The 13,087-nt window shown below is 73.7% G+C and carries 14 protein-coding genes and 1 pseudogene; 6 read left to right on the top strand and 9 right to left on the bottom strand.

Annotation, left to right across the window (positions count from 1 at the left end; translation table 11 throughout):
- Positions 1-217 precede the first annotated feature (217 nt).
- Genes KM933_RS29745 through KM933_RS29730 form a run of 4 tightly spaced genes read left to right on the top strand, consistent with a single transcriptional unit; the run spans position 218 to position 4,243 of the window.
- Positions 218-1,597, top strand: coding sequence for an enolase C-terminal domain-like protein (locus tag KM933_RS29745; RefSeq protein ID WP_221357911.1), 1,380 nt, complete (start codon positions 218-220; stop codon positions 1,595-1,597).
- A complete protein-coding gene (locus KM933_RS29740) occupies positions 1,594-2,349 on the top strand; it encodes an SDR family NAD(P)-dependent oxidoreductase (RefSeq protein WP_221357909.1) in 756 nt (251 codons plus the stop codon). The genes KM933_RS29745 and KM933_RS29740 overlap by 4 nt, the downstream gene beginning before the upstream one ends.
- Positions 2,350-2,354: 5 nt before the next feature.
- Positions 2,355-3,392 carry an aldo/keto reductase gene (locus tag KM933_RS29735; RefSeq protein WP_221357907.1) on the top strand — a complete coding sequence of 346 codons (1,038 nt, stop codon included), beginning with the start codon at positions 2,355-2,357 and terminating at the stop codon, positions 3,390-3,392.
- Positions 3,389-4,243 carry an amidohydrolase family protein gene (locus KM933_RS29730; RefSeq protein ID WP_221357904.1) on the top strand — a complete coding sequence of 285 codons (855 nt, stop codon included), beginning with the start codon at positions 3,389-3,391 and terminating at the stop codon, positions 4,241-4,243. The genes KM933_RS29735 and KM933_RS29730 overlap by 4 nt, the downstream gene beginning before the upstream one ends.
- Here KM933_RS29730 and KM933_RS29725 read toward each other — a convergent pair.
- The 5 genes from KM933_RS29725 to KM933_RS29705 form a co-directional block, all read right to left on the bottom strand.
- Positions 4,231-5,679, bottom strand: coding sequence for a lipase maturation factor family protein (locus KM933_RS29725; protein WP_221357902.1), 1,449 nt, complete (start codon positions 5,677-5,679; stop codon positions 4,231-4,233). The two genes, KM933_RS29730 and KM933_RS29725, sit on opposite strands and share 13 nt — an antisense overlap.
- A gap of 94 nt (positions 5,680-5,773) precedes the next feature.
- Positions 5,774-6,442 (bottom strand): anti-sigma factor family protein, encoded by a 669-nt coding sequence (locus tag KM933_RS29720; protein WP_221357900.1) that lies wholly within the window; start codon positions 6,440-6,442, stop codon positions 5,774-5,776.
- A 211-nt stretch (positions 6,443-6,653) separates the two neighbouring features.
- Positions 6,654-7,169, bottom strand: a complete 516-nt coding sequence (locus tag KM933_RS29715) for a hypothetical protein (protein WP_221357898.1) — start codon at positions 7,167-7,169, stop codon at positions 6,654-6,656.
- A 135-nt stretch (positions 7,170-7,304) separates the two neighbouring features.
- Entirely contained in the window at positions 7,305-7,850 is a 546-nt protein-coding gene (locus KM933_RS29710; protein ID WP_221357896.1) for a sigma-70 family RNA polymerase sigma factor, read from the bottom strand.
- Positions 7,851-8,031: 181 nt separating this feature from the next.
- On the bottom strand, positions 8,032-8,493 hold the full coding sequence (locus KM933_RS29705) for a universal stress protein (protein ID WP_221357894.1): 462 nt from the start codon (positions 8,491-8,493) through the stop codon (positions 8,032-8,034).
- A 191-nt stretch (positions 8,494-8,684) separates the two neighbouring features.
- Here KM933_RS29705 and KM933_RS29700 point away from each other — a divergent pair, with 191 nt between their 5' ends.
- On the top strand, positions 8,685-9,539 hold the full coding sequence (locus KM933_RS29700) for a polysaccharide deacetylase family protein (protein ID WP_221357893.1): 855 nt from the start codon (positions 8,685-8,687) through the stop codon (positions 9,537-9,539).
- A gap of 178 nt (positions 9,540-9,717) precedes the next feature.
- On the opposite strand, the gene KM933_RS29695 is transcribed toward KM933_RS29700, so the two are convergent.
- On the bottom strand, positions 9,718-10,380 hold the full coding sequence (locus KM933_RS29695; RefSeq protein ID WP_221357892.1) for a class F sortase: 663 nt from the start codon (positions 10,378-10,380) through the stop codon (positions 9,718-9,720).
- 332 nt (positions 10,381-10,712) lie between these two features.
- Here KM933_RS29695 and KM933_RS29690 point away from each other — a divergent pair, with 332 nt between their 5' ends.
- Positions 10,713-11,201 carry a hypothetical protein gene (locus KM933_RS29690; RefSeq protein ID WP_221357891.1) on the top strand — a complete coding sequence of 163 codons (489 nt, stop codon included), beginning with the start codon at positions 10,713-10,715 and terminating at the stop codon, positions 11,199-11,201.
- 100 nt (positions 11,202-11,301) lie between these two features.
- On the opposite strand, the gene KM933_RS29685 is transcribed toward KM933_RS29690, so the two are convergent.
- The 3 genes and pseudogenes from KM933_RS29685 to KM933_RS29675 form a co-directional block, all read right to left on the bottom strand.
- On the bottom strand, positions 11,302-11,850 hold the full coding sequence (locus tag KM933_RS29685) for a hypothetical protein (protein ID WP_221357889.1): 549 nt from the start codon (positions 11,848-11,850) through the stop codon (positions 11,302-11,304).
- Between the two features lie 241 nt (positions 11,851-12,091).
- Positions 12,092-12,856: a bestrophin-like domain gene (locus tag KM933_RS29680; protein ID WP_221357887.1), complete on the bottom strand. Its 765-nt coding sequence runs from the start codon at positions 12,854-12,856 to the stop codon at positions 12,092-12,094.
- Between the two features lie 15 nt (positions 12,857-12,871).
- Positions 12,872-13,087, bottom strand: a pseudogene (locus KM933_RS29675) (hypothetical protein); the annotation flags it as partial.

The following is a 13,087-nucleotide window of genomic DNA, read 5'->3' as shown; positions in this document are numbered from 1 at the left end:
CGCGACAAGCCTCCACCGTCCCGCAGCCGGACGCATCACCCCGGTTCGCGGTCCCGGCCCCGGCCCGGTCCTGAAGGCCGGGGCCGGGCCGGGGCCGGGACCGCGGGTGCGCCGTGACCGGCCGCGCCCACGCGACGGAGCCGCACCTGCCACAGCCCCGCCCGCGCCCCCGAAGGGACCCGACGCCCCCGAAGGGGCCCGACCGAAAGGCATCCCCGTGTCCTCGTCCGGCGCCCGCGTCACCGCGGTCGACACCCACGACATCCGGTTCCCCACCTCACGGGAGCTCGACGGGTCCGACGCGATGAATCCCGACCCCGACTACTCGGCCGCGTACGTCGTCCTGCGCACGGGCGGCGACGGTACCACCGGCGCACCGGAGGGACACGGCTTCGCCTTCACCATCGGGCGGGGCAACGAGGTCCAGGTCGCCGCGATCGAGGCGCTGCGCCCGCACCTCCTCGGCCGGCCGGTCGACGAGCTGTGCGCGGACCCGGGAGCGCTGGCCCGCGACCTGACGGGCGACAGCCAGCTGCGCTGGCTCGGGCCCGAGAAGGGCGTGATGCACATGGCGATCGGCGCGGTCGTCAACGCCGTCTGGGACCTCGCCGCCAAGCGCGCCCGCACCCCGCTGTGGCGGCTGCTCGCCGACGCCACCCCCGAGTGGCTGGTCGGCCAGGTGGACTTCCGCTACATCGCGGACGTCCTCACCCCCGAGGACGCCCTCGGGCTGTTGCGCCGGGGCAGGGAGGGCTCGGCGGAGCGCACCGCCCTGCTCATGGAGCACGGCTTCCCCGGCTACACCACCTCGCCCGGCTGGCTCGGCTACTCCGACGAGAAGCTCACCCGGCTGGCCCGCCGCGCCGTCGCCGACGGCTTCACCCAGATCAAGCTGAAGGTCGGCGCGGACCTCGCCGACGACGTACGGCGCTGCCGGGCGGCCAGAGCCGCCGTCGGGCCGGACATCCGGATCGCCCTCGACGCCAACCAGCGGTGGAACGTCGACGAGGCCGTCGAGTGGACCAGGGCGCTCGCCGGGTTCGACCCGTACTGGATCGAGGAGCCCACCAGCCCCGACGACATCCTCGGCCACGCCGCCGTCCGCAGGGCCGTCGCGCCGGTCAAGGTCGCCACCGGCGAACACGTGCAGAACCGGATCGTCTTCAAGCAGCTGCTCCAGGCGGGCGCCGTCGACGTGCTGCAGATCGACGCGGCCCGGGTCGGCGGCGTCAACGAGAACCTCGCGATCCTGCTCCTCGCCGCCCGGTTCGGTGTCCCCGTCTGCCCGCACGCGGGCGGCGTCGGCCTGTGCGAACTCGTCCAGCACCTCTCGATGTTCGACTACGTGGCGCTGTCCGGGACGACCGAGAACCGCGTGATCGAGTACGTCGACCATCTGCACGAGCACTTCCTCGACCCGGTGGTGATCAGGGAGGGTCACTACACGGCACCCACCTCACCGGGCTTCTCGGCGGCGATGCGGCCCGGGTCCGTCGCGGAGTACGGGTTCCCCGACGGCACGTTCTGGGCAGCAGACCTCGACCGGCAGCGGGAAGAACAGGAAGAACGACAGCAGCGGAAGGGGCGGGTGGAATGAGCGACTTCGAGGGTCTCAGGGCCCTGGTGACGGGCGGTGCCTCCGGCATCGGCCGGGCCACCGCGGAACTCCTCGCCGCGCGCGGCGCCCGGGTCGCCGTCCTGGACCTGGACCCCGCGGGCGTGCCGGAGCCCCTGCTCGGATACGCGGCGGACGTCACCGACGACGAGTCCGTACGCCGGGCCGTCGCCGCCGCGGCCGCCGACCTCGGCGGTCTCGACGTACTGGTCAACAACGCGGGCATCGGCGCCCAGGGCACCGTCGAGGACAACGACGACGAGACCTGGCACCGTGTGCTGGACGTCAACGTCGTCGGGATGGTCCGGACGGCCCGCGCGGCCCTGCCGCACCTGCGGAGGTCCGCGCACGCGGCGATCGTGAACACCTGCTCCGTCGCGGCCACCGCGGGCCTCCCGCAGCGTGCCCTCTACTCCGCGTCCAAGGGCGCCGTCCTGTCCCTGACCCTCGCCATGGCCGCCGACCACGTCCGTGAGGGCATCCGCGTCAACTGCGTGAACCCCGGCACGGTCGACACCCCGTGGGTCGGGCGGCTCCTGGACGCCGCCGCCGACCCGGCCGCCGAACGGGCCGCCCTGGAGGCCCGCCAGCCGGCCGGCCGCCTCGTCTCGGCGGCGGAGGTCGCGGGCGCCATCGCCCACCTGGCGAGCCCGTCGTCCGGCGCGACCACCGGCACGGCCCTCGCGGTCGACGGCGGGATGCAGGGGCTGCGGCTGCGCCCGGCGGGCCGGTGACCGGCATGCGTACGCGCACCCTCGGCCGGAGCCCCGTCCCGGTCACCGCACTCGCCCTCGGCGCCGCCGCCGTCGGCAACCTCTACCGCGAGGTCCCCGAGGAGCAGGCGCACGCGACCGTGCACGCCGCCTGGGACGCGGGGGTCCGCTACTTCGACACCGCGCCCCACTACGGCCTCGGCCTCTCCGAACGCCGCCTGGGCGCGGCCCTGAGCGGGTACCCCCGGTCGGCGTACACCCTCTCCACCAAGGTGGGCCGCCGCCTGGAGCCCACCGGCGCGGGCGGCGACGACCTCGCCGACGGTTTCGCGGTGCCCGCCACGCACCGCAGGGTGTGGGACTTCAGCGCGGACGGGGTACGCCGCACCCTAGACGCCAGTCTGGAGCGGCTGGGCCTGGACCGGGTGGACGTCGTCTACCTCCACGACCCGGACGACCATGCCGAGGAGGCGTTCCGCGAGGCGTACCCCGCCCTGGAGGCGCTCCGCTCCGAGGGCGTGGTGGGCGCGATCGGCGCCGGCATGAACCGGACCGGGATGCTCACCCGGTTCGTGCGCGACACGGACGTCGACGTGGTGCTCTGCGCCGGCCGCTACACGCTCCTCGACCAGCGGGCCCTCACCGACCTGCTGCCGGCCGCGCGGGAGCGGGGCACCTCCGTCGTCATCGGCGGCGCCTTCAACTCCGGCCTGCTGGCCGATCCGGGGCCGGGGGCGACGTACGACTACGCCACCGCGCCACCAGGGCTGCTGGAGCGGGCACTGGCCCTCAAGGAGGTGGCGGACCGGCACGGCACCACCCTGCGCGCGGTCGCCCTGGCCTTCTGCGCCGCCCACCCGGCGGTCGCCTCCGTCCTGGTGGGCGCCCGGTCGCCGCACGAGGCGCACGACTGCGCCCGGCAGTTCACGGCCCCCGTGCCCGACGGCCTCTGGCAGGAGCTGCGGGACACGGGCCTCCTGCCCGCCGGGGCCCCGGTACCCGCCGGGGCCCCAATGCCGGGCGGGACTCCGGTGCCGGGCGGGACCCCGCGGGAGCTGCCGTGACGGACCGCGCGGGTGCCGTCGACGCCCACCACCACGTCTGGGACCTCTCCGTGCGCGACCAGGACTGGCTCACCGGACGCGCACTCGCCCCCCTGCGGCGGAACTTCACCGTCGAGGAGCTGGCTCCGCAGGCACGCGCCGCCGGGGTGTCGCGCACCGTCCTCGTGCAGACGGTCACGGTGGCGGAGGAGACCCCGGAGCTGCTGGCCCTCGCGCGGGGCAGCGACCTGATCGGCGCCGTGGTCGGCTGGACCGACCTCACCCGCCCCGACGTCGCGGACGAACTGGCCCGCCTGCGCGAGCTGCCCGGCGGCCGTCACCTGAAGGGCGTCCGCCACCAGGTCCAGGGCGAACCGGACCCCGAGTGGCTGCTGCGCGACGACGTGCGCCGGGGACTGGCGGCGGTCGCCGACGCGGGCCTGGTCTACGACCTGGTCGTGCTGCCCCACCAGCTCCCGGTCTGCGCACGGGCGGCCGAGCGCCACCCGGAACTGACGTTCGTGCTGGACCACCTGGGCAAGCCCCCCGTCGCCGCGGGGGAACCGCACGCCTGGGCCGCCGCCGTCCGCGCCCTCGCCGCCCTGCCGAACACCGTCTGCAAACTCTCCGGTCTGGTCACCCAGGCGGATCCGCTGAGCTGGACGGTGGAGGACCTGGCGCCCTGCGCGGACACGGTCCTGGAGGCATTCGGACCCGCCCGGCTCATGTTCGGCTCCGACTGGCCCGTGTGCACGCTCGCCGCCCGGTACGCCGACGTCGTGGACGTCGCACGGGAACTGGTCGGCGGGCTCGGCGAGCGGGAGCGCCAGGAGGTCTTCGCGGACACCGCGGCCCGCGTCTACGGCCTCTGACCCGCAGGTCGGTCGCGCCCGGGCGCGGGGCCGCCGCTCAGCCGCGTCGGCGGGAAGAACTCCCGTACGTACGTCCGCTGCCAGCACGCGCCCGTCCCGCGCAGCTCCTGCCAGGTCGTGTACCGGTAGCGGTAGAGGCGCGCCCGGACGTAGCGGGGCGGCGCGGTTGCCGGGAACGGGCAGTGGCGCAGGAGGCGCAGGGTGTCGCGGTCGTTCTCCAGGAGCCGTTCCACGAAACCGCCGAACCACGGCTCGGCGTAGGCGGGGGAGAGGGCGGCGAACCACATCATCCAGTCGAGCCGCAGGTGGTACGGGGCGAACTGGCGGGGCCAGCGCCGCGGGTCGCCCGGCTTGCCCCGGAACCCGTACTCCCGCCACCCCGCGTCCTCCCGGGGCTCCGGATCGGCCGTCCCCTCGACCACCACCTCGTACCGGACCCGGCTGACGCTGCCGAACGCCCCGTAGGTGTTCACGAGGCGGAGCGGGTCGAAGGAGCGGTTCATGGACTGGTGGCGGGAGAGCATGTTGCGCACCGGGCCGCGGCTGAGGAACACGAGCGGCGCCGCGGCCGCCAGGACCACGACCTCGTACCAGAGCGGGGCGCCGGGGGCGCCGGGGGCGTCGCCGGGGAGCCGCAGGACCGGTACGGCGAGCACGATGGTGAGCCAGTTCAGCCACGAGAAGTTGCCGGACAGGATCAGCCACGCCTGGGTGGCGATCATCAGGGCGGCGGCGGCCGTGGCGACGGGCTGCGGGGCGAACAGCAGGAACGGCACGACGAGCTGGGTGACGTGGTTGGCGGCCGCCTCCACCCGGTGGAGCGGTGTGGGGAGGTGGTGGAAGAACCAGCTCAGCGGGCCCGGCATCGGCTGGGTCTCGTGGTGGTGGTCCAGGCAGGTCAGCCGGCGCCAGCAGACGTCGCCGCGCATCTTGATCAGACCGGCCCCGAACTCCACGCGGAACAGCAGCCAGCGCAGCAGGAGGAGGACCACGACGGGCGGGGCGACCTCGTCGTTGCCCAGGAACACCGCGAGGAAGCCGGTCTCCAGGAGCAGGGACTCCCACCCGAAGCCGTACCAGGTCTGCCCGACGTTCACGATTGACAGGTACAGCAGCCAGGGGAGGAGCCAGAGCAGCATGGCGCCCCACAGGGGCAGCAGGTCGTCCGCCCCCGCGACGAGCGCCAGGGACACCGCGCAGCCGGACCAGGCCCAGGCCGCGAAGAAGCGGTCGGAGCAGTGGAGGTGGAACACGCTCGGCGCCCTCCGGAACGGCACCCGGGCCGTGAACCGCGACACCGGCGACATGCCGCGCTCGCCGATCAGCGCGCGGAACTGCAGCGCCGCGCCCAGGAACGCGACGAGGTAGACCACGGCCAGTCCTCGCTGGAAGACCAGCCTGCCCGTTTCGTACCCGGGGGCGGTGAACCACTCCACGGCGTGCGCTCCCCTCCCTCTCCCGGCGCGGACGACAGCGACCGTGTCGCGGACGACAGCGACCATATTGCCGGGACGGGGCGGGAACGGGGCGTCAGGGTGCCTTGAGCGTCACGAGCCGTTTCCCGTCCGCCGTGCGGACCTCGTACCGGACGATGTCGCCGGGGTGCATCGCGGCCGCGCCCCGTATGGCGCCGGAGGACGGCGTGGCGCTCCCCGGCACGGTCCAGCTCAGGACGACCTCCTCCGAGCCGTCGCGGCCGACGGCGACCAGTACGCAGACCTGGTCGGCCGAGGCGTGCCTGACCCTGGCGTCCACCTCGCTGCCGTAGGTCCGGTCGAGCGTGGTGACCTCGGCCCACACGCCGGTTCCCGGATCGGTCGCGGCGACCGTCCTGACGCCCGCGCCCCCGCCCCCGTCCCCGTCCCCGGCGACGACCGCGACCGCGGGTCCGCCGACGGCGAGGACCACGGCGGCGGCGACCGCGAACAGCCAGCGCCTGCGCCCGCTCCTGCGCGCCGAGACGACATCGTCCAGGAGCCGGTCCAGCAGACCCGGTCCGGCCTGCGTCATGGGGTGCACCGTGCGCGGCGTCGCCTGGGCGTAGGCCCGCAACGTCCGTGTCGTGGCGGACAGTTCATGTATCTGAACCGCACACTGGGGACACTCCATGAGGTGGTCCTCGAAGCGGAAGGCATCCGCCTCGTCCAGCACGCCTAGCGCGTATGCGCCGACGTCGCGGTGGCGTTCCAGCGACCTCATACCAAATCCTCGTGCCGTGCCGATGGGGGTGTGTGCGGGGAGTAGCTGCTCGCCCACCGGTACGCACGGGACCGCCGAATCACTCAAGCCGCGCCCGGAATGCAACCAGGAGATTCGGAGCGGCCGGGCCCGCGGATTGGTCGGGATCCGAAAAAAACCGGTCGCAGGGACCGACGCCCGGGACGGACGGCCAGAACGGACGGCCGGAACGTCAGAAGAGATGGATCGCCAGGTGTCCCAGCGGCAGCCCCAGCTGCCAGGCCGGGGTCCAGACCTTGGGGCCGTCGTCCTCCCCGACGACGGGACCGCCGCCCGGCACCGCGTCCAGGTCCGGGGCGAGCAGCTCGGTCTCCTCCAGCCAGCGCCAGGCCGCCGTCGCCAGGTCCAGGTCCGGCGCCGGCCCGCCCGCCCGGGCGGCCTCGGCGGCGAGCCCCGTGATCCGCTCCCGCACCCAGTCCTGCCACGGCTGGTCGTACGCCGTCAGCGACAGCCACGTCTCCAGCTGGGTCACCACCCGGATGCCGGAGAGCTCGCCGCCCGTGTCCGACAGGAAGATGGTGAGCGCCAGCGCGTCGCGCCCGGCGCGGAACTCGAAGGACGTGGGCGGCATCAGGTCGCCGGTCCGCAGCAGTTCGTCGGCGATGTACTCGGCGTACAGCCAGGCCATGGGGACGGTGAGTTCACCGCCGCCGGTGCCGTCCGTGCTCTCTTGACCTCTGTGCAGCATCCCTTCCTGCCTTCCTCCGGTGCGTACGCGTCACCCGAACCCTGGTCCCGGTCGGGAGCACGGATGAGGACAGCTGATTGCTCAACCATGGTCCTCAGCAAGGCGCTTTACGGAGGCTTTACCGGGCCTCCGGTTTCACCGCAGGTCGGCCGCGTATCCCGGAAGAACCCGGCGCAGGGCGCGCAGCGCGTAGTACGCGCGAGATTTCACCGTACCGGGCGGGATCCCCAGGGCCGCGGCGGCCTCCGCCACACTCGCCCCCCGGAAGTACACCTGCACCAGGACTTCACGGTGCTCCGGGGTGAGTGTCTTCACAGCCTTCCGTACGTCGAGGGTCGCGACGGAGCGCTCCGCGTGATCGGCGGCGACCCGCGCGCTCTCCAGGACGGCGTCCCCGACCTCGGCGGGACGTGCCTGCCGGGCCCGCCGGGCGTCTATGGCCAGCCGCCGCCCCACGGTCAGCAGCCAGGGCCGTACGGAGTCGAAGTCGTCGGCGCGCAGGGCCTCGGGATGCTGCCAGGCGCGTACGAACGTCTCCTGCACCAGATCCTCGGCGCGCTGGCGGTCCCCGTCGGAGAGCCTCAGCATCAGGGCGAAGAGGGGCGCTCCGTGCTCCCGCTGCAATTCAGCCAGCTCGTGCTCGGCGGTCGTCCTGCTGGTCATGGTGATGGCGGCCGTCATGGCCGTATGCCAGCGCAGGGCGCCCTGCCGGGACAGGGGCACGACACGGCTCGTCGACGGACGGTCGAACCCGTCGACGAACGGTACGACGAACGGTCGACCGGGACGGTAGGTTCCGCCTCCGGACGTCCCGGCGCGGATGACCGGATCGCGCGGCCCGCGGCCGTCCGCCGCCGTCGGGTTACGGCACCACGGTCACCGGCCAGCGGCCCGCCTTCACCAGGCGGATCGCGACGGACCCGACGATCCGGTGCCCCGCCTGCTCCGACGCGCCCACCACGACGGCGTCCGCCTTGAGCCGGTCGGCCGCCTTGACGAGGCCGTTGTACGGGTCGCCGCGGAAGGTGTGGAACTCCCAGCGCACATCGAATATGCCCTTGACCTGCTCGGCCGCCACCTGGATCTCCCGTACCAGCTCCTCGGCGATCTGGTCGGTGGTCTCCGTGACCGGGACCCCTAGCGAGGCACCCGCCGCCATCACCGGCTGTACGTACACCAGGGTCAGCAGCGCCCGCTGGCGCCGGGCCAGGCCCGCGGCGTAGGAGGCGGCCCGCAGCGAGGACTCGGAGCCGTCCACGCCGACCATGATGACCCTGGGCCCGTCGGTACCCCGTTCGAACCGGTGGGAGTGCTGTTCCGTCACGGCCCGAGGCTATCGGAACCGGCCTCCCCGGCCACCGGCCGGACCGGACGCCGCCGTACCGCCGCCGTACCGCCGCCGTGTCGCCGTCGTACCGCCGCCGGGTGTCCGCGGGTGCTCCCAACGGGTGTTTTCATACGTCCGCACCGGTGGCGGCGTGCAGCGGTGCGCCACCACCGGGCGACTGATCACTCATGAACGAGGACCAGTTCTCCACGCGGCGCCGGGTACTGCTGGCCGGTGCCGCCGTCCTGGGAGCGGGCGCGGCCGGCACGGCACGGCTGCTCACCGGCGACCAGGGCCCGCCGGGCCGCTCCCCGGCCCCGCCCGCCGCCCCCGCGGCCGGGGCCCAGGCGAACAGGGCGGCCCGCCGGCCCTCCGCCTACCGTCTGCAGCCCATCGCCGGATACGGGCCGGTCCACGGCACGCCGGCGCGCACCCTCGTACGGCACGAGCCGTTCCTGCGTATGTCGGGGCGCGGCCGCAGCATGGTGCTGACCTTCGACGACGGACCCGACCCCCGCTACACCCCGGACATCCTGCGGGTCCTCAGGGCCCACGACGTGCGCGCCATGTTCTTCGTGTGCGGCGGGATGGCCGCCGACAACAAGGACATCCTGCGCCGGATGTCGGACGAGGGCCACGTCGTCGGCAACCACACCTGGTCCCACCCGCTCCTGACCAGGCTGAGCCGGTCCGCGATCCGCTCCCAGATGGAGCGCACCTGCGACGTCGTCCAGGAGGCGTACGGCGAGCGCCCCGGCTGGTTCCGCGCGCCGTACGGGGCCTGGAACCGGGCTGCCTTCCAGATCGGCGCCGATCTCGGCATGGAGCCGCTCGCCTGGACCGTCGACACCCTCGACTGGACGACACCGGGGGCGCGCACCATCGAGCGCCGGGTCGTCAGGGGCGCCGCCCCGGGGGTCGTGGTCCTCGCGCACGACGCGGGCGGCGACCGCTCCCAGAGCGTGCGGGCGCTGCGCGAGTACCTGCCGCGGCTGCTGGACTCGGGCTACCACATCACCGTGCCCCGCCGGCAGCCCGCCTAGGGCCCTGTCGCTTGGACCGTCCCGGCGTCGCGGGGCCCGGCTGAGAGGCGCCGCGCCTCTCAGCCGGGCCGATCCGAACGACGGGCCCGGCGGCCGCGCCCCGTGGAACCCCACGGGGTTCCACGGGCTTCTCGCCGCGGTCGTCCGTCCGCCGGGCCGGCAGGCGTTCCGCAGGGGGTCAGCGAACCTCGACCATGCGGGCGAACGCGACGACGTTCCCGTCGTATCCGTTCCGCTGGGAGAAACCGCCTCCGCAGGTGATGACACGCAGTTCGGGGTTCCCGGTGCTCCCGTAGACGCGGTCCCCGGGAAAGTCGTTCTTCTCGAACACCTCGACGCCGTAGATCTCGAACACGGCGGTCCTTCCGTCCCGGCGTCCGACCTCCACGTGGTTCCCCTTCTCCAGGGCCCCCAGGCCGTAGAAGACGGCGGGACCCCTGCTGTTGTCGACATGCCCCACGACGACGGCCGTGCCCTTCTCGCCGGGCGAGACGGCGCCCGAGAACCAGCCCGCCAGATTCGAGTCCTCCGGCGGCGGCGCGTCCACCCAGCCCTCCGTGTCGAGGCCCACCGGCACGGCGGGCGCGTCCACCTGGATCGCCGGGATCCTGATGCGGTCCACCACGGAGAACGGCAGGGGAGCCGGTGCGCCGGGCCGGGACCCGTCCGCGAAGCCGCTGTCCGCGGCGGCGGCCGTCGCGGGCTGCGGGGGACCCGCGTCGAACTCGCCCGAGCCGTTGCGGATGAGGGCGAGGCCGGTCAGCAGGACAAGCGCTATGACACCCCATGGAGCGCGCTTCCTCGGGCGCTCCTCCTCTTCGGCCATCCCGGACACGGACATTCGCACACCCCTCTCGACGCGGCCGTCACCCCGTCCGTCGCGCATACGAGAACGCTAGGCGCAGCCCGCGCGCGGGGCGACGGGAGAAGGGCGAACGGGTGGCGGGGGAGAAGGCCGTGCGCCATCCGGGTCCGTACCGGAAGGAAATTTCTGACAGTGCGTGACCTGCGGCAATATCCGATTGTGTTCCTTTTCCCCGGGGTGTTGCCTCACCAGGACGGACCATTCCCGAAATGCGGCCCCGTGCGCGGCAACTGAGTGTCTGTCTGGGAGGTGTTCTCTCGCCGATCGAACCGGGGACGTTCCCCGGGGCGCCTCCCCCGGAGGATCACATGCGTAGCACTCGTGCCCTGGCGGTCTCCGCGACAGCGGTCGCCGCCCTCGGACTTACCGCCCCCCAGGCGGCCGCCTGGGACACCTCTAGCAACATCGTCGCCCTGCCCGGCGTCATCGCCCGGGGAGGGCAGCTGACGGTGACCGTCGACGGGTGCCCCAGTGGCGGCACCATGACGTCCAGGGCGTTCCCGCGGGCCACCCTCTCGCCGATCAGGAACCACAGCGAGACCTCGAAGGGAATCGCGACCGTCAGCAGCTCGGCCGCCCCCGGCGCCTACGACGTCACCGTCCACTGCAACGGCAAGCCCTCGCTCACGAAGTCTGCCGCCTTCACCGTCATCGGCGGTGTCCGCGGCGGACTCGGCGGCAGCAGTTCCACCGGTGCCACACCGACGGACATGGCCATCGGCGGCACGCTGGTCGGACTCGCGCTCGTCGGCGGCGGGGTGTTCTGGATGCGGCGCCGCTCCGAGAGCAAGACCTGAGCGCCGCCCACCCGACGGACTCCTCCCGGGAGACCGGAACGCACCGGACGGCCCTTCGCCCGGAACCCCGAGGGTTCCGGGCGAAGGGCCGTCCGGTGCGTCAGCCGCCGTGCCCGTCGTGTTCGCCGGTGCGCCTGCGCGACCAGTGGCAGGCCGCACCGACCGAGCCGGCGACGAGTACCGCCCCCAGGGCGATCTCGCCCGGGTCGAAGCCGCCCGCGGTGCCGCCGAGGCCCGCCTTGACGCCGTGGCGGGCCGGGGGACGGGTGGGGTCGTCCGGGCGGCCGCCGGCGATGGTGAGGTCCGTACGGCCGATCTCGTCGCCGCAGCGGAACGTCACCTCGTACACCGCGCCGGGTTCGGCGTCCCGGTCGACGGTCGCCGTGCCCGCGGACTCGCCCTTGCGGATCGTCACCGGGTCGAAGACGCCCGAGGTGACCTCGGTCCTCTTCCCGCAGTCCTCGACGGTCAGCGTGACGCGGCCGCCCGCGGCGATGGTCGACGGGGCGACGGCGAAGCCGAACGAGGTGATGTCGCCCCTCCCGCTCCCTTCCCGGCCCCCGTCGCCCTCGGCGACGGCGACGGGCATGGCGAGGGTCAGGGCGGTCGTGCCCAGCAGTGTGGCCGAGGCGATGCGTATCGCGCGCATGGTCGAGTCCTCCGGGTCCCCGAGGAGCAATCCGCGGACCTTTTCCGCTGCGCCGTACATGCACCTCGATGACCGGAACGCTAGGAAGGTGCGGGCGAGGGCGCGATCCCAGTCGCGCGAACGGGGCAATCGTGTGGGCCGAACCGGTTGTTCCGTACCCGCGCGGGAGGGACGGGCGCGGCGTGGCGCCCGTCCCTCCCGCGCGGCTACCGGACACGGGTACGGGTCCCCGGCGGGTCCGTCAGCCGCCGGCTCCGGGGAAGTGGGCGAGGAACGGTTCCGCGGTCGCGGTGATCCCACGGCTGTAGGGAGCGTCGAAGTCCCAGATCAGGAAGAGCAGGAAGGCGATCAGCGAGGAGAACAGGCCCGCCAGGATCACCTCGCGCGCGGTGCGCCGGATCTGCAGGGCGAAGATCAGCCCCACCGTCACCACGGCCCCGGTGATCAGCCCGAACCACACGACGCCCGGCATCGTCGGCGCCGTCGCCTCCGCCCGGGCGGTGCGCGCGGTGTCCGCGGCCGTCACCTGGTCGAGGAGCGGCTGGTACGCCTGGGCCTCGAAGTCCGTCCTCGGCTCGTAGTCGGTGACGTCGTGGCGGATCCGGTCGAGCAGTTCCTCCCCCCGCCCGGTGACGTGGCCGTGGTCGGCCATGGTCTTCCATTCGGTGGTCACGACATGGCCGACGTAGGCGTTCACGTCGTCCCGGATGCGGTCGCGCGTCTCGGGAGGGTAGACGCGTACCCGCTCGGAGATCTCGTGCAGCGCGTGCGCCTCGGTCTGCACGTGGTCCTCGGCGACGCCCCGCGCCTCCCAGACGCCCGCGATGGCGAGGCCGAGCACGATGGCGTACACCACGCCGATCATCATCGTCATGTACTCGATGACGTCCGGGGTGTCGGACGGGTCGTCGTCCTCGGCGACCGTGTGGTGCCGCACGAAGGTGACGATGAGGACGACGACGGCGGCGGCCGCCATCGCAAGGGTGAGAACAAGCCATTCCGACAAGGGGTCCTCCAGGGGTCAGCGCGGGCGCAGCGCGGCGACGGCGAGCACCGCGGGCGCTGTGATGAGCAGGGTCATCGACACCAGGGACGGGCCGCCGCGGGGCGGGGCCCGGTGCGCCCGCACGCGGTACGGCGGATAGCTCACCGCAGTCGCCGAAGGGCCGGGCCGCGCGCCGGGGGCCGGCGGCGGGGGCGGAGCGGGAGGTGTGGGCCGGGCCGCCGGGACCGGCCG

It is taken from the genome of Streptomyces beigongshangae, from assembly GCF_019710745.1.
GTDB classification, from domain to species: Bacteria; Actinomycetota; Actinomycetes; order Streptomycetales; family Streptomycetaceae; genus Streptomyces; species Streptomyces beigongshangae.
Note: the sequence above shows the minus strand (reverse complement) of the source record. Positions and strands in the feature narration are given on the sequence as shown.